Source organism: Aminobacter sp. MSH1, from assembly GCF_003071665.1.
GTDB classification, from domain to species: domain Bacteria; phylum Pseudomonadota; class Alphaproteobacteria; order Rhizobiales; family Rhizobiaceae; genus Aminobacter; species Aminobacter niigataensis.
Genome location: NZ_CP026265.1, coordinates 813,353 through 828,247, shown reverse-complemented (window position 1 = coordinate 828,247; position 14,895 = coordinate 813,353). Strand labels below are relative to the sequence as shown.

16 protein-coding genes are annotated in these 14,895 nt (G+C 66.0%); 2 read left to right on the top strand and 14 right to left on the bottom strand.

All coding sequences use genetic code 11. The features are described 5' to 3' along the window. Nucleotides 1-22 precede the first annotated feature (22 nt). The 8 genes from dapB to CO731_RS03955 form a co-directional block, all read right to left on the bottom strand. On the bottom strand, nucleotides 23-832 hold the full coding sequence (gene dapB / locus CO731_RS03990) for a 4-hydroxy-tetrahydrodipicolinate reductase (RefSeq protein ID WP_108606042.1): 810 nt from the start codon (nucleotides 830-832) through the stop codon (nucleotides 23-25). Beyond that, nucleotides 829-2,670: an ABC transporter ATP-binding protein gene (locus tag CO731_RS03985; RefSeq protein WP_108606041.1), complete on the bottom strand. Its 1,842-nt coding sequence runs from the start codon at nucleotides 2,668-2,670 to the stop codon at nucleotides 829-831. Before CO731_RS03985 ends, dapB begins: the two co-directional genes overlap by 4 nt. A 96-nt stretch (nucleotides 2,671-2,766) precedes the next feature. Then, on the bottom strand, nucleotides 2,767-3,789 hold the full coding sequence (locus CO731_RS03980) for a glucokinase (RefSeq protein ID WP_108606040.1): 1,023 nt from the start codon (nucleotides 3,787-3,789) through the stop codon (nucleotides 2,767-2,769). A gap of 26 nt (nucleotides 3,790-3,815) precedes the next feature. Beyond that, nucleotides 3,816-4,199: a methylglyoxal synthase gene (locus CO731_RS03975; RefSeq protein ID WP_108606039.1), complete on the bottom strand. Its 384-nt coding sequence runs from the start codon at nucleotides 4,197-4,199 to the stop codon at nucleotides 3,816-3,818. 104 nt (nucleotides 4,200-4,303) lie between these two features. Then, nucleotides 4,304-5,404: a penicillin-insensitive murein endopeptidase gene (gene mepA / locus CO731_RS03970; protein ID WP_108606038.1), complete on the bottom strand. Its 1,101-nt coding sequence runs from the start codon at nucleotides 5,402-5,404 to the stop codon at nucleotides 4,304-4,306. A gap of 98 nt (nucleotides 5,405-5,502) precedes the next feature. Continuing rightward, nucleotides 5,503-6,417 (bottom strand): SDR family oxidoreductase, encoded by a 915-nt coding sequence (locus CO731_RS03965; protein WP_108609614.1) that lies wholly within the window; start codon nucleotides 6,415-6,417, stop codon nucleotides 5,503-5,505. Further along, a complete protein-coding gene (queG, locus tag CO731_RS03960) occupies nucleotides 6,414-7,577 on the bottom strand; it encodes a tRNA epoxyqueuosine(34) reductase QueG (RefSeq protein WP_108606037.1) in 1,164 nt (387 codons plus the stop codon). Before queG ends, CO731_RS03965 begins: the two co-directional genes overlap by 4 nt. Beyond that, complete coding sequence (locus CO731_RS03955) at nucleotides 7,558-8,250, bottom strand: glutathione S-transferase family protein (protein WP_108606036.1); 693 nt, start codon at nucleotides 8,248-8,250, stop codon at nucleotides 7,558-7,560. The genes queG and CO731_RS03955 overlap by 20 nt, the downstream gene beginning before the upstream one ends. A gap of 161 nt (nucleotides 8,251-8,411) precedes the next feature. Here CO731_RS03955 and CO731_RS03950 point away from each other — a divergent pair, with 161 nt between their 5' ends. Then, nucleotides 8,412-9,218 carry an undecaprenyl-diphosphate phosphatase gene (locus tag CO731_RS03950; protein ID WP_108606035.1) on the top strand — a complete coding sequence of 269 codons (807 nt, stop codon included), beginning with the start codon at nucleotides 8,412-8,414 and terminating at the stop codon, nucleotides 9,216-9,218. 113 nt (nucleotides 9,219-9,331) lie between these two features. On the opposite strand, the gene CO731_RS03945 is transcribed toward CO731_RS03950, so the two are convergent. Together CO731_RS03945 and CO731_RS03940 are read right to left on the bottom strand one after the other, a co-directional pair. After that, complete coding sequence (locus CO731_RS03945) at nucleotides 9,332-10,306, bottom strand: complex I NDUFA9 subunit family protein (RefSeq protein WP_108606034.1); 975 nt, start codon at nucleotides 10,304-10,306, stop codon at nucleotides 9,332-9,334. A gap of 139 nt (nucleotides 10,307-10,445) precedes the next feature. Beyond that, complete coding sequence (locus CO731_RS03940; protein WP_199914554.1) at nucleotides 10,446-10,904, bottom strand: DoxX family protein; 459 nt, start codon at nucleotides 10,902-10,904, stop codon at nucleotides 10,446-10,448. Nucleotides 10,905-11,106: 202 nt separating this feature from the next. Here CO731_RS03940 and CO731_RS03935 point away from each other — a divergent pair, with 202 nt between their 5' ends. Further along, nucleotides 11,107-11,304, top strand: coding sequence for a CsbD family protein (locus CO731_RS03935; RefSeq protein ID WP_108606033.1), 198 nt, complete (start codon nucleotides 11,107-11,109; stop codon nucleotides 11,302-11,304). 167 nt (nucleotides 11,305-11,471) lie between these two features. Here CO731_RS03935 and CO731_RS03930 read toward each other — a convergent pair whose 3' ends face one another. The 4 genes from CO731_RS03930 to CO731_RS03915 all read right to left on the bottom strand — a co-directional run bounded on the left by CO731_RS03930 (nucleotide 11,472) and on the right by CO731_RS03915 (nucleotide 14,742). Further along, nucleotides 11,472-11,855: a hypothetical protein gene (locus tag CO731_RS03930; protein ID WP_108606032.1), complete on the bottom strand. Its 384-nt coding sequence runs from the start codon at nucleotides 11,853-11,855 to the stop codon at nucleotides 11,472-11,474. Between the two features lie 343 nt (nucleotides 11,856-12,198). Then, a complete protein-coding gene (locus CO731_RS03925; protein ID WP_108606031.1) occupies nucleotides 12,199-13,224 on the bottom strand; it encodes an Ldh family oxidoreductase in 1,026 nt (341 codons plus the stop codon). 4 nt (nucleotides 13,225-13,228) lie between these two features. Further along, nucleotides 13,229-14,038, bottom strand: coding sequence for an ABC transporter permease subunit (locus CO731_RS03920; RefSeq protein ID WP_108606030.1), 810 nt, complete (start codon nucleotides 14,036-14,038; stop codon nucleotides 13,229-13,231). Next, nucleotides 14,035-14,742: an ABC transporter permease gene (locus tag CO731_RS03915; RefSeq protein ID WP_343207437.1), complete on the bottom strand. Its 708-nt coding sequence runs from the start codon at nucleotides 14,740-14,742 to the stop codon at nucleotides 14,035-14,037. The genes CO731_RS03920 and CO731_RS03915 overlap by 4 nt, the downstream gene beginning before the upstream one ends. Nucleotides 14,743-14,895 lie beyond the last annotated feature (153 nt).

Sequence of the window (14,895 nt, the reverse complement as noted above, 5' to 3'; positions counted from 1 at the left end):
TGGGTGAGGACGATGGATTGATCTACAAGCCAAGCACGTCGCGCATCGAATAGAGGCCGGGCTTGCGGCCATGCGCCCACAGCGCTGCCTTGACCGCACCGCGGGCGAAGATCGTGCGATCCTCGGCCTGATGCGACATGGTGATGCGTTCGCCGGTGCCGGCGAGGATGACGGAATGGTCGCCGACAACCGAGCCGCCGCGCAGCGTGGCAAAGCCGATGGAGCCCGCCTCGCGCACGCCGGTATGGCCGTCACGCACGCGCACGCTCTTCTCGGCCAGCGCGATCTTGCGGCCTTCGGCTGCGGCCTCGCCGAGAAGCAGGGCCGTACCCGAAGGCGCGTCGACCTTGTGGCGGTGATGCATTTCCAGCACCTCGATGTCGAAGTCGCTGGGCCCGAGCGCCTGCGCCGCCTTTTCGACCAGGACGGCGAGCAGGTTGACGCCGAGGCTCATGTTGCCGGACTTGACGATGGTGGCATGGCGCGCGGCAGCGGCGATCCTGGCATCGTCTTCGGCCGCGCAGCCGGTGGTGCCGATGATGTGGGCGATGCGCGCCTGGGCGGCATAGCCGGCGAATTCGACGGTCGCCGCCGGTGCGGTGAAGTCGAGCACGCCGTCAGCCTTGGCGAAGGCCGCCAGCGGGTCGTCTGATATCGCGACATTGATGGTGCCGATGCCCGCGAGCTCGCCGGCATCCTTGCCGAGATAGGGCGAGCCGCTGCGCTCGATGGCGCCGACGACGCGGACGCCCTCCATCGTGTGTACGGTGCGTAGCAGCACCTGACCCATCCGGCCGGCGGCGCCGACCACAACCAGACCCATGTCGCTCATCGCAAGCTCCCTGCGGCAGCGCTGGCGCGCTGCGGCTCCTCTTTTTTCGTCTCGCCTGTATCGTCCACCAGTCCGAGCCCGGCTTCGTCGTGCAGATTGTGGAACCGGGCATAGACGCTGTTGGGATCGGCCATCAAGTCCGCATGCGTGCCTTGCTCGACCAGCCGGCCCTGATCGAGCACGACGATATGGTCGGCGCTGACCACGGTCGAGAGCCGATGGGCGATGACGATGGTGGTGCGCCCCTGCATGACGGTCGAAAGTGCCGCCTGTACCCGCGCTTCGGATTCATTGTCGAGCGCCGAGGTCGCCTCGTCGAGCAGCAAGATCGGCGCCTTGCGGACGAGCGCCCGGGCGATGGAGATGCGCTGGCGCTGGCCGCCCGAAAGCGAGGCGCCGCTTTCGCCGACCGGCGTGTCGTAGCCATCGGGCTGCTGGCGGATGAACTCGTCGGCGAAGGCCTGCTCGGCTGCCAGACGGATCTCGTCGTCCGTGGCGCCGGCGCGGCCGTAGCGGATATTGTCGGCAATTGTGCCTTCGAACAAATAGGGGTGCTGCGAGACATAGGCGATCGACTGGCGCAGCGAACGCTTGGTGACGTGGGCGATGTCCTGGCCGTCGATCTCGATGCGGCCGCCGTCGACGTCGTAGAAGCGCTGCAGCAGGGCGATCAGCGTCGACTTGCCGGCACCCGAGGCGCCGACGATTGCGGTCGTCTTGCCGCCGGCTGCGGTGAAGCTCAGCTCATGCAGGACCGGCATGTCCGGCCCATAGGAGAAGGAGACGGCTTCGAAGCGGATATCGCCCTTGCCGACCTTGAGAGCGCCTGCATCGGGAGTGTCTTCCTGGCGCGGCTCAGTGTCGAGGATCTCGTAGATCATGCGGGCATTGACCAGCGCGCGCTCGAGCCCGACCTGGGTGCGGGCAAGGCGGCGGGCGGGGTCGTAGGCGAGCAACAACGCGGTGATGAAGGAAAAGACCGCGCCGGGCGGCTGTGCGCCCATGGTCGAGCGGTAGCCGGCATAGGCGATGACTGTGGCAACGACGACGCCGGCCAGCGTTTCGGAGATCGGCGACAGCCGTTCCGAAACGCGGGCGATCTTGTTGGAGCGCGCCTCGACGTCGCTGACCAGAGCGTCCATCCGCTTTGACAGCTGGTCTTCCATGGTGAAGGCCTTGACGATGGCAACGCCCTGAACAGCTTCCTGCACCGCGCCGAACAGCCTCGAATTGACCAGGATGGCCTCGCGGTTGAGCCTGCGCAGCCGCCGCATCAGATGGCCGACGAGGAGCACCAGCGGCGGGCCGATCAGGAAGGCGATCATCGACAGCACCGGGTCTTGGTAGACCATGACGCCGACGAGGGCGACCAGCGAAACCGCGTCGCGGGCGATCGAGGTGACGGTGATGTTGAGCAGGTCGCGCACGCCGCCGACATTCTGGTTGATCTGCGCGACGAGCTGGGACGACCGCTGGGCCGAGAAGAAGTCCATGCCGAGCTTCATCAGGTGGTCGAAGATGCGGCGCTGGTAGCGGGCGACGAGATTGTTACCGATCTTGGCGAGGATGACCGCCTGGCCATAGGTGGCGACGCCGCGCAGCGCGAAGGATGCGAGGATCGCCAGCGAGATCAAGGCGATGAGGTCGGCGCGCTGGCGGTAGAAGATTTCGTCGATGACGTCGCGCATGATCCAGGCGGTAAAGGCCGTGGTGCCGGCGATGACGAGCAGGAACAGCGCGGCGAGCCCGTATTGCCAGGCGTAGGCGCGGCCATTCTCGGCGGCGACGCGCCGGATCACGCCGACGATCTCGCCGCGCGAGGCCTTGGCCTTTTCCATCTGGGCTGTGGTCAAACAGGTAGTCCTGTCGCTACGCGAAAACTGCGCCCCTCATAGAGCATGACGCCGGCGGGGGAAACCGCCTTTTGGCCGCGGTTAGGCGCGCCAGCGCCGGTCTCCGGTTTCGATGCCGAACAAGGAGGGGGTGCGGGCGTAGGCCGCAAGCCCGGCAAGCGCCGCGAGCGGGTGGGTGATGACATAGACAGGCATCGAGGCCATCAGTTCGCGATGCGGCGCCTTGTCCTCGAAGGCCTCGCGGAAATTGCCCTGCTTCAGCGCCGGCACGATCTTCTGGGCGATGCCGCCTGTCAGGAAGACGCCGCCCTTGCTCTTGAACACCAGCGCCAGGTCGCCGGCGGTGCGGCCGAGGCAGGTGACGAACAGCGACAGCGCTTCCTCGGCGATGGGATCGCTGCCGGCGAGAGCCGCCGCCGTGACCTGTGCCGGCTGGGTGAGCGTGGGCGTCTTGCCGTCGGCGAGGGCGACGGCGCGGTAGGTGTTGACCAGCCCGCGGCCGCACAGGATCTGCTCGCCCGAAATGCGGCCTTCGAGCTTTTCGAGATGCGGGAAGACCTCGAAGTCGCGCTCGGAACGCGGGCCGATATCCATGTGACCGCCTTCACCGGGCACCGGAATCCAGCGTCCCAGGGCATGGATCAGGCCGGCGACGCCAAGGCCTGTGCCCGGCCCGAGCACGACGCGCCCGGCGCCCTCTTCAGGCTCGCCGGGGCCGATCTTTTCCATGTGCTCGTCACCCAGCGCCACGACCGCGAGCGCCTGGGCCTCGAAGTCGTTGAGCACCAGGATGTCGGTCAGCCCGATGGTTGCAAACATCTGCTTGGGACGCACCACCCAGGGGCAATTGGTGAGCGCGATCTCGTCGCCCTCGACCGGGCCGGCGACGGCAAGCACTGCCGAGCGCGGCTTGACCGGCGCGCCGTCGAGCACGGCGAGGATGGCGTCGTCGATGTTGGCATAGCTGGCGGTCTGGACGATGCGCGGCTCGCCGGCATCCTTGTCGGCGCTCTCGACGATGGCGAAGCGCGCATTCGTGCCGCCGATGTCGCCGATCAGGATCGGGAACGGGAGAGCCTGTGCCTGGTCGCTCTGATGTGACATTCCCGGTTCCGTCCCTGCGTCGGCGTTCAGCCGTTCTCTTGATTCTCGAGCATGATCTCGGCCGTCGCCCGGTTCAACGCCATGGGAATGTCGTAGACGATGGCAAGCCGCATCAATGCCTTCACGTCGACGTCATGCGGCATCGGCGTCAGCGGATCAACGAAGAAAATCAACTGGTCGATCTTGCCCTCGCTGATCAGGGCGCCGATCTGCTGGTCGCCGCCGAGCGGCCCGCTCTTCAGCGGCGTCAGGTTGAGCCCCGGGCAGGCCGCGAGGATGCGCTGCCCGGTGGTGCCGGTGGCGACGATGTGGCACGTCTTCAGGAACTCGACATGGTCGGCTGCGAAAGCGACCAGGTCGTCCTTCTTCTCGTCATGGGCGATCAGGGCGAGACGCGATGCAGGGGTCACACGAGTTCATCCGGTAGAATTAAATCGGTTGAAATCCATAGACCGATTTCCATGCTTTTGGAAGCGACATGGCATCGGCCCGATCGGCAGGTTGCAGTCCGTCCCTACTGCGTCTTCGGGCGCGGACGCGGCAGCGGAATGTCGACCGAAGGCCGGGGCGCGAAGGCGTTTGCCGCAGCCGGCGTGCCGTCATCGGTGATGACGGGCGTGTCCGCGACTTCCGGTTGTTCAGGTGCTGGAGCGGCCACGACCGCGGTCGGTGCGCCACCCTTGCCGTGGAAGGTCACGGCGGCCTCGTTGACGGGCGAGGGGGCGTCGAGCACGGCGCGGCATTCCTTGGGCAGGCTCGCCATCGTCATGATGTCGCGCGCCTTGGGCTTTTCAGGACCGGTGGCCGGGCGCCATGGTTCTTCGGTGAACCACCAGGCCAGCGACTTGTCGCAGCCGTCGCCGCGTGGCGTCGGATCCTGCTCCTTGCAGCCTTTCGAGCCGGGCTGGCAGCCGATGCGGACGTGGAAATGGTAGTCGTGGCCCCAGAACGGCCGCACCTTGCGCAACCACGAACGATCGCCGGTGACTGTTTCGCAGAGCTTCTGCTTGATGCCCGGATTGACCAGGATGCGCTCGACTTCCGGATAGCTGGCGGCGCGTTCGAGCAGGCGCGTATGTGCCGGCGTCCAGCGCTTTTCGATGACGCGGTGGGTCTTTTCGTTGACCATCGAGACCGCACTCATGTTCTCGCGCTCGGTCGGCGACAGCCTGCGGTCCGGCATCGGCGTGAGCCAGATGTCGGCGTCGAGGCCGATCTGGTGCGAGGCGTGACCGGTCAGCATCGGGCCGCCGCGCGGCTGCGAGATATCGCCGATCAGGAGGCCGGGCCAACCGTCGGCGGTGGCCTCGCGCGACAGCTTTTCGATCAGCGCGATCATCTTGGGATGGCCCCAGCGCCGGTTGCGCGACAGGCGCATGGCCTGCCAGGTCGGTCCGTCGGTGGCGATTGCCAGTCCCCCGGAGAAGCAGCCCTTGGAGTAGAATCCGTACGAGCGCGCGGCAACCGCCGCCGGCAGCCTCTTGTTGCCGAACAGGTCCTTGGCGAGTTCCGCAGCACTTGCGGCCTGCATGTCGAGACCGACAATGCCAAGGGCGGCGAGCGCCATGGCGAGCCGCGCCGCCTTGCCCAGAATTCTGCTGAAAAATGCCGTCATGGAGTTTTGTCCTCTCCGCCAGCTTGGGCTGCCACGGTTACCGAATGGTAAATTCCGGCGCCCGCACCCCAGTCATTTCGTTGTGCGACCGACCCCGCTCAGCCTTGCCTTATCGGACTGCGCCTGTCGCTTTCCCCTTCGCCGCGCCAGCTGCCGTCGGCCCACATCCGGTCGAATGCGGCCCGGTAGTCCGGGAAGCGGAACTCATATCCCGTGGCCCGAATCTCGGTGTTGGCAACACGCTTGTTCTCGCCATAGAAGGACCGTGCCATGGGCGAAAGTTGGGCAGTCTCGAAGGGAATTTCCGGTGGCGCATCGACGCCCATCAGCGCGGCGGCATAGCTCACCACATCCTGCGGCGGCGCCGGCTCGTCATCGGTGACGTTGTAGATGCCGCCACGGTCGGCGTCGAGCAGGTGCCAGAGCGCACCCGAGATGTCGTCGACATGGATGCGGTTGAACACCTGGTCCTTCTTGATCAGGCGTTTTGCGGTGCCATTCTCGAGATTGACGAAGGCGTTGCGTCCCGGGCCGTAGATGCCCGACAGGCGCAGGATCGCGACCGGCCGGCCAACCTCCTCGCCGAGTTCGTGCCAAGCCTGCTCGGCGTCGAGCCGGGCCTGCGAGCGGCCCGGCTTGGGCCGGCATTCGGCGGTCTCGTCGATCCATTTGCCGCCATGGTCGCCATAGACGCCGACGGTCGAGAGATAGCCGATCCAGCGCAGCGCCGGCATGTGGTGGAGGATGGCGTCGCGGGCGACGTCGAGCACGGGGTCGCCGTCGGCGCCGGGTGCTGCCGATACCACCAACTGCGTGGTCTCGGCGAGCCTAGCGCGAATTTCGGACGTCAGATGCCCGTCGAACAACAGCGGCTCGATGGCTGCGGCCTCGAGGCCGGCAACTTTCTCGACCGAGCGGGTCGTGCCGGAGACGCGGACGCCCTGCGGCCGGTCCCGGGCGAAGGCCTTGCCCGAATAACCGGCACCGAAGATGAAGATGTTCTGCTGGGTCATGCCTGCGTCCATGCGGGTTCAGACTGCGTGAGGGCCGCCTGCCATTCGGCTATCACGTCGTCTTCGGTTTCGACCTTCAGCGCCTGATGCGCAAGAGCCGAAACGGCTTCCGGCCCGGCAAGCCGCGACAGCGCCCAGACGGCGGCGCCCCTGACCAGCGGCACAGCGTCGCCGAGCAGAGCCTGGCAAGGCGCGATCAGCGACCTGTCGCCCGAATTGCCCGCGGCGATCAGCACGTTGCGGACGAAACGGTCGCGGCCGATGCGCTTGACCGGCGAGCCGGAGAAGAAGGTGCGGAAGTCGGCATCGTCGAGCTGGAGCAGTTGGGCAAGCCGCGGCTGGCGCAGGTCGTCGCGGGCGGCGAGCTTCGCTTCCGAAGCCGCCTGGGCGAACTTGTTCCACGGGCAGGCGGCGAGACAGTCGTCGCAGCCGTAGATGCGGTTGCCGATCTTTTCGCGGAATTCGAGCGGGATCGGACCCTTGTTCTCGATGGTCAGGTAGGAGATGCAGCGCCGGGCATCGAGCCTGTAGGGCGCCGGGAAGGCATCGGTCGGGCAGGCGTCGAGGCAGGCGCGGCATGAACCGCAATGGTCGATCTCGGCCTCGTCGGGTGCAAGTTCGGCGGTGGTGAAGATCGTGCCGAGGAACAGCCAGGAGCCGAATTCGCGGCTGACCAGATTGGTGTGCTTGCCCTGCCAGCCGAGTCCGGCCGCTTCGGCCAGGGGCTTTTCCATGACCGGAGCGGTGTCGACGAACACCTTCACGTCGCCGCCTGCGCGGGCGACGATCTTGCCGGCGATCTCCTTCAGCCGGCCCTTCATGACGTCGTGATAGTCGCGGTTGCGGGCATAGACCGAGATCGCGGCACGGTCGGAAACGGCCTGGAGTTCGCGCGGGTCGCTGTCCGGGCCGTAGTTCATGGCCAGGACGATGATCGAGCGCACATCGGGCCACAGCACGGAAGGTTCGGCGCGGCGCTCCAGCGTCTCGGCCATCCAGCCCATCGAGCCATGCAGGCCTTCCTCGACGAACTGGGCGAGGCGGGCAGGGGCGAGCGGGATGGCGTCGGGCCGCGTGACGGCGACGGCGGCGAAGCCGGCGCGTTGGGCCTCGCGCTCGATCAGCTGGCGCAGCGCCGTATCAGAAATCGAGGTCCGCATAATGCGATGCCGGGGTCAGGCCGCGTACCCGGTCGGCGAGCAGCGGCCGGAAGGATGGCCGCGACTTGACCCTGGTGTACCATTCGCGCGCCGATGAATGTTCGCGCCAGTCGATTTCGCCGAGATAGTCGAGCACCGACAGCGAGGCCGCCGCGGCAAGGTCGGCATAGGTGATGCGCGTACCGGCGAGCCAGTGGCGCGTGCCGGCCAGCCAGTTGGTGTATTTCATGTGCTGGCGGATATTGGCGCGGGCCGCGCGGATCGCCGCCGAATCGGGCGAACCGCCGCCGGCCGATTCGGGCATGTGCGGCTTCAGCACGCGCTCGCGCACCAGGTGACGGGTCACTTCGCTATCGGTCTTGGTCAGGTACCAGTCGGTCAGGCGGCGGATCTCGGCGCGTTCCATCGGGTCTTCGGCAAACAGCCGGCGCTCCCGCTTCAGCACGCCGCGGGTCTCGTCGATATATTCGGAGATGATCATCGCGCCGACGATCGGAACGTCGCCTTCGGCCAGCAGCACCGGCAGCGTTCCCGCCGGATTGAGAGACAGGAATTCCTTGCGCCGCGCCCACGGCTTCTCTTCGATCAGGGCCAATTCCTCGCCATATTCGCCGAACGCCAGGCGGACGAAGCGGCATGTGGCGAACATCGGGTGGTGGAAAAGCGTCAGCATGGTCCTGCGAAATTTCGTGATCGGTGGCGCTCTGGCGAATCGCTTGCCGCGCCGCTAGAGCTTCTGGGCCCGGCGCACCGGGCTCTCGGGCGACCCGACCTATAGGGTGAGTTCCGCCCCATGACAAGCAATCGCGAATGAACGATCCCGCGGGGACCGGAATGGAAAGCCAGACTATCATCGACGCGCTGCTGCTCGGACTGCTCGAGGGGCTCACCGAATTCATCCCGGTCTCCTCGACCGGCCACATCCTGCTGGCCGGGCATTTCCTCGGCTTCAACTCGACGGGCAAGACCTTCGAGATCCTGATCCAGCTCGGCGCCATCCTGGCGATCCTGTCGGTCTACTGGGCGCGGTTGTGGCGGATGCTGGTCGACCTGCCGCGCGACCCGCAGACGCAGCGTTTCGTCGCAGGCATCCTGATCGCCTTCCTGCCGGCGGCACTGATCGGCGCGTTGGCGCACGACTTCATCAAGACGGTGCTGTTCGAATCGCCGCGGCTGATCTGCATCATGCTGATCCTCGGCGGCATCGTGCTGCTGTTCCTCGACAGGCTCGATCTCAAGCCGCGCTATGGTGACGTCACCAATTTTCCGCTCTCTGTCTATCTCAAGATCGGCCTGTTCCAGTGCCTGGCGATGATCCCCGGCACCTCGCGCTCGGGTGCCACCATCGTCGGTTCGCTGCTGATGGGGGTGGAGAAGCGCGCCGCCGCCGAATTCTCGTTCTTCCTGGCCATGCCGACCATGGCGGGCGCCTTTGCCTTCGATCTCTACAAGAACCGCGACATCCTTTCGGTAGCCGACCTGCCGATCATCGGCGTCGGCTTCCTTGCCGCCTTCCTGACTGCGCTGTTCGTGGTGCGCCATTTGCTCGATTACGTCTCGCGCAACGGCTACGCGCTGTTCGGCTGGTGGCGGCTGCTGGTCGGCAGCGTCGGGTTGATCGCGCTGATGGTCTGGGGCTGAGAACCCGCCCCCTCGGCCCGCGGCGCAATAGCCCAAGCGCCACGACCGTGATGGCGCTCGTGAGCCGCTTGCGCAAATTTTCCTGGAGAAGGCGCTGATGCGCCCTCAGCCGGTCAGGCTTCCGTCCTGCGGGTAAACTGGCCAGCAGCGCGGTAGCGCCAGAGGTAGCTCGGCAGGATCGAGGCCGTGGTCTTGGGTGCGATGCCGACGGCAGCGATGGTGCGGCCTTCGTCCTGCGCTGCCTTGGACACGACGTTGTCGGAGCGCAGCAGCGTGACCTGGTCCTTGGTCAGCAGCGGGTTGGGCAGAAGGCCGAGGATCGATGCCTGCAGATTGGCAGCCCACCACGGTACCGGCACCAGGTTGCGCTTGCGGTCGATGACCTCGAGAATCTGTTCCATGCACTGCTTGAAGCTCAGCACCTGCGGGCCGCCGAGCTCATATATGGTGCCGCCCTTGACCTTGCCGTCGACGGCGCGCGCGATGGCCTCGGCAACGTCGCCGACATAGATCGGCTGGAAGCGGGTTTCACCGCCGCCGATCAGCGGCAGCACCGGTGAGAAACGCGCCATGTTGGCAAAGCGGTTGAAGAAGCCGTCCTCGGGACCGAAGACGATCGACGGCCGGTAGATCACTGCCTCGGGCAGGGTCGCCAGGACCGCCTTTTCGCCGCGCGCCTTGGTCTGGGCGTAGATCGAGTGCGAGTTTTCGTTGGCGCCGAGCGCCGAGACATGGGTCAGCGAAGCGCCGACGGCGCGTGCGGCCTCGGCCACGGCACGGGCGCCGAACTCCTGGACCGTGGAGAAACGCTGGCGGCCGCCTTCATGCAGGATGCCGACGAGATTGACGACATGCGATGCGCCCTGGACGGCGCGGTCGACCGACCAGCGCACGCGCAGGTTGGCCTGGACCGGCTGGATCTGGCCGACATTGCCGAGCGGCTGCAGATGGAAGGCGAGGTCGGGGCGGCGGCAGGCGACACGCACCAGATACCCGCGCTTGGCCAGCGCCCGCACGACATGCCGGCCGAGGAAGCCTGAGCCGCCGAATACGGTCACGAGTTGCGGGGTCTGCAGAATTTCAGTCATCGCTGGCTCCGGTCGCCAAAAGGGGCAGGGATGTCAGCGTTCTTAGCCCGTTTCGCGGAAAAGGCAATCATCGAGGCTCCATGCGGAGCGGCCCGCGCCGATCTGGCGCGGGCTTGCGGTTTGCCTTGGGAGGCAGGGTCTAGAATTCGCGGCCGAGGCGGGCGTCGACCGAGTGGCGATTACCGCCACGGATGGCGAAGAACAGGAAGATCGCCGCCCAGATGATCGATTTCTCGGCGCCCTGGTAGCCCTGGCCCATGGTGATCCAGTGGAACCAGACGGTCACCAGCAGCACGAACATGGCCGCAAAGGATGCCGGGCGGGTGAACAGGCCGATGGCGATCAGGATGCCGCCGAAGAACTCGGTGCATGACAACAGCAGGGACCAGAAGGCGCCGGGGTAGAAGCCGAGGCCCTCGACCATTCCGGCCGCGCCGAACGGGTCGGAGATCTTGCCGAGGCCGTGCGTGACCAGGGCAACGCCGGCAACGACACGCAGGATCGTTTCGGCAGAATCGTGCAGGTTCGAATAAAGGCCGCGGAGTGCGGGGATGAAAAGTCGGCGGCCGGAATTTTCGGTCGTCAGGGTCAAGGACATGTCTCCGATTGCGGGGCTATGTTCGAAAAATGTTGCAATGCACCAACGCCGCAAGGCTGCCGTCACAGTCAAGTCAACAAGGTTTGATGAAAAGATGATTGACACATTCATGTTTTGCAAAATTTGGGAACCCGACCGGCGGCAGGGCGTTAAAACACCAGTGCGGCGGACCTGTCGTGCCAAATCCCAAAAGGAGAACACGATGAATTGGAACCAGATCGAAGGCAATTGGGAGCAGTTCAAGGGTAAGGTTCAGGCCCAGTGGGGGAAGCTGACCGACGATGATCTCGACGTCATCAAGGGCAAGCGGACCGAACTCGCCGGCAGGCTGCAAGCCCGCTACGGCCAGGCGCAGGAAGAGGCCGAAAAGGACATCGACACCTGGCTTTCGCGCCACTGAACCGTCTCTGAGCAGCACGGCCGCCTTGAGCGGCAGACGAAGCCCCGCCGCGAGCGGGGCTTTTTCGTTGCCTAGGCGCCAACGCAGAAAACCCCGCGATATGCGGGGTTTTCCGGATGGCAGAATGCGGGCGACCGACGCTCGAGCGAGGCCGACGCCTCACGACATCAGGAGGGTTCCCGGCAAGTCTTGCCACCCCAACCCTGCTGGCCCGACATGTTGCCACCTGCGGCCTTGCAGTCCTGGATGAACTTGGTGTTGCAATCCGGGAACTTGCTCGAGCTGTTCTTGCAGTACTTGTCTTCGGTCGCGCCGCCATTGCCCGACGAGGCCTTGCCGCTCGGACCAGACGGCTTGTCGTTGTCAGGGGCATCCGAGATGTCGCCGGGACCCGAAGGGCCATTGCCGCCCGGTGCGTCGGAGATATCGCTCGGGCCCGACGGACGGTCGCCGCCGCCCGAGCCGGCCGAGAAACCGCCGGCGGCGTTGGCGCTGCCGATGGCGCCGGCAAGCAGCAGAACGGCAGTCAGGATGGTGATCTTGGTTTTCATGGTCATTTTCCCTTTTCGAGGTTGCGTTTCGGGGCCGCGGAAACGCTCTGGTTTCCACGTCGGAACGATCTTTCGGTTTGGGTTCCCCCCGGTTGATCGGGCGAGCTCAACTCGCCCTGGACATGACTGGGTCGCAGCGATCAGGAGAAAGGTTCAAAGAGGGTTCGAATTATTTTCGCAGGGGTTTCGCGGGGTGGTTTCTGGGGCGCTGTGGGTTGTGGTTCTGGGCCACCGGAATAGCGGAGACCCGGGTATCCATGCCGTGACGGTGAAACCACCGCTGCGGTCCAGGTTTGCTGTCCCGGTGGCGACGTCCCAAAGCGGAGTCGAATACGCTCCCGGTTCAGTCAGCCTGCCGCGCGGAAAATTCGCCGATACGGGCGTGCAGGGCCACGGGGATCGTGATCCCCTCGACTTCGGAGCGGGCGCGGGCTGCGGCCTTTGCAGGACCGGGGATGTGGACGTGATACTGGCCGGACAGCCGGTCGAGCTGCGTCCGCATGCGCGCCTCGAAGCCGGAATCGAACAGTTTCGGATCGAGTGCGACGATGAACAGGCCGGTGCCGGGCGACTCGTGGCCCGATGTGATCGACGGGGCGTCGACCGACCAGTTGGCGCCCGAGATGCCGGCAGCAAGCACCTCGACCATCAGCGCGATGTTGGCGCCCCGCGCCCCGCCGAAGGCGAGCAGCACACCCTTCATCGCCTTCCTGGCGTCGGTCGTGGGTTTGCCCCTGGCGTCGAGCGCCCAGCCCTCGGGGATCTCCTCGCCGGTTTCGGCCGCCTTGCGCACATTGACGAAGGCGGTCGCGCTCGACGACTGGTCGATGATCAGCGGCGGGCCATCGGCGGCAGGGGCTGCGAGCGAGATCGGGTTGGTGCAAAATACCGGCTTGGTCGAGCCGGAGCCTGCGACCAGAGCCGGGCCGTTGGTGGCTGCCAGTGCGACCAGTCCCGCTTCGGCGAGCCGGCCGGTGAAATAGCCGAGCGAACCGCAGGTATAGGCATTCCTTTGCGAGAAGATGGTGACGCCGAACAGCCTGGCGGCCTTGGCGATGTCGTCGAAGTTGCGGTCGAAGCCGGTGTGGCCCGCGCCGCCCCGGGCGTCGGAGAGGTAGATCGCCAGCGCTGGCCTGGTGACGACCGGTTCGGCCTTGCCGTCGATGCGCCCGGCCTCCAACGATTCGAGATAATCGACATAGTGCGACAGCCCGACGCTCGCCTGGCCGTCGGCTTCGGCGGCAACCGCGGCAAGTGCGATCGACTGCGCCGTCTCTTCGCTGGCGCCGGCGCCGACGGCAGCTGATATGCAGAGCGCACGGGCTTCGTCGAGGCTGAGCGTGACCGTTTCTGTCTTTGTCTGCGGCATAGGCTTACCCCAGTCTGGCCGGTATCTTCGCCTCCAGCTTGCGGAAGGCGAAGACGAGGATGCCGGTGATGATCAGATAAATCAGGGCGAGCAGCAACAGTGGCTCGTAGACGATGAACGTGTCCTGGCGGACGCGCGAAGCCACCGCGTAGATGTCGATGACGGTGATGGTGGCGACCAGCGGCGTGGCCTTGAGCTGGAGTACAGTTTCGCCGGCCAGCGTCGGCAGCGCGCGGTGGATGGCCTGCGGCAGCCAGATGCGGCGGAAGCGTTTCCATGGGCTCATGCCGAAGGCGCGGGCGGCCTCCAGTTGCCCTCTCGGCACGCCGGCGAAGGCACCGCGCATCACTTCGCCCTCGTAGGCGGCGTAGGACAAGGTCAGCGCCACCACCGCATAGGGCCAGGCCTGCCTGAGGATCGGCCATAGCTCCGACTGCCTGATCCAGGGAAATTGCGGGAACAGCGAGCCGAGGCCGTAATAAAGCAGCCAGAGCTGCAGCAGCAGCGGCGTGCCGCGGATGACCGTGCAGAAGGCCTTGGCTGGCCAGGCCAGCCAGAACGGCCCGGCGGCCTGGGCGAGGCCGAGCGGAACGGCGAGCATGAAGCCGAGCACCACGGTGACGACGAGGATCCATATCGTGCGCCAGATGCCGAGCAGCGCCAGGTCGTAATAATTCGGCAGCCAGTCCCAGCGCATGAACAAGATCGCCGATAGCACCAGTGCCGCGGCAATCGCGATCAGCACGATGCGGTGCGGCTGCAGCCATTCCGAGCGGGTGGCGGGCGTTGTAGCGGCAGGAGCGGCAGCACTCATCGGCCGGACTCCGCGACCGGCGGCATGCCGCGCCGCGCCCAGCGCTCGATGCGGCTGATAATGACGTTGGAGAACAGCGTCAGCAGCAGATAGAGCACGCCGGCGGCGACGAAGAAGGTGAAATAGGCCTTTGTCGTGGCGCCGGCCTGGCGGGTTTCCTGGGTCAGCTCGTTGAAGCCGACGACGGCGAGCAGGGCGGTGTCCTTGGTGGCGATGAGCCAGAGATTGGCGAGGCCGGGAATGGCGAAGGGCAGCATCGCCGGCAGCGTGATCCGGCGCAGCATCTTGCCCGGCGGCATGCCGTAGGCGCGGGCCGCCTCGATCTGGCCCTGCGGTATCGCAAGAATGGCGCCGCGGATGACTTCGGTGGCATAGGCGCCCTGGACGATGCCTAGCACGCCGATGCCTGCGGCAAGCCCTGAAATGTCGACGGGAGCGTAGCCGAAGCTGTCGAGCGCACGGTTGATGAGGTCGGTGCCGGCGTAATAGAGCAGCAGGATCAGCACCAGCTCGGGCACGGCGCGCACGACGGTGGTGTAGATCTCCATCAGGTCGCGCACCACAGGGCTGCCATAAAGCTTCCCCCAGGCGCCGGCGATACCGATCGCCAGACCGAGCCCGAAGGCGCCCAGGGCGATCTGGACGGAGTTTGCGAGCCCACGCAAAAGATTGGCGCCCCAGCCGGGCGGCGAGATGGCGAGCAACTCGACAGCGCTTGTTTGCAGCAGCGGGTTCAGCAGGTGCTCGATATCAGTAGTCCTCTTGAGAGCTGCGGGTCGCGCATTTCCCCTCCCCCTTGTGGGGAGGGGTTAGGGGTGGGGGTGCAGCGCTCCACCCGGTTGTCCGCCGGATTGCCG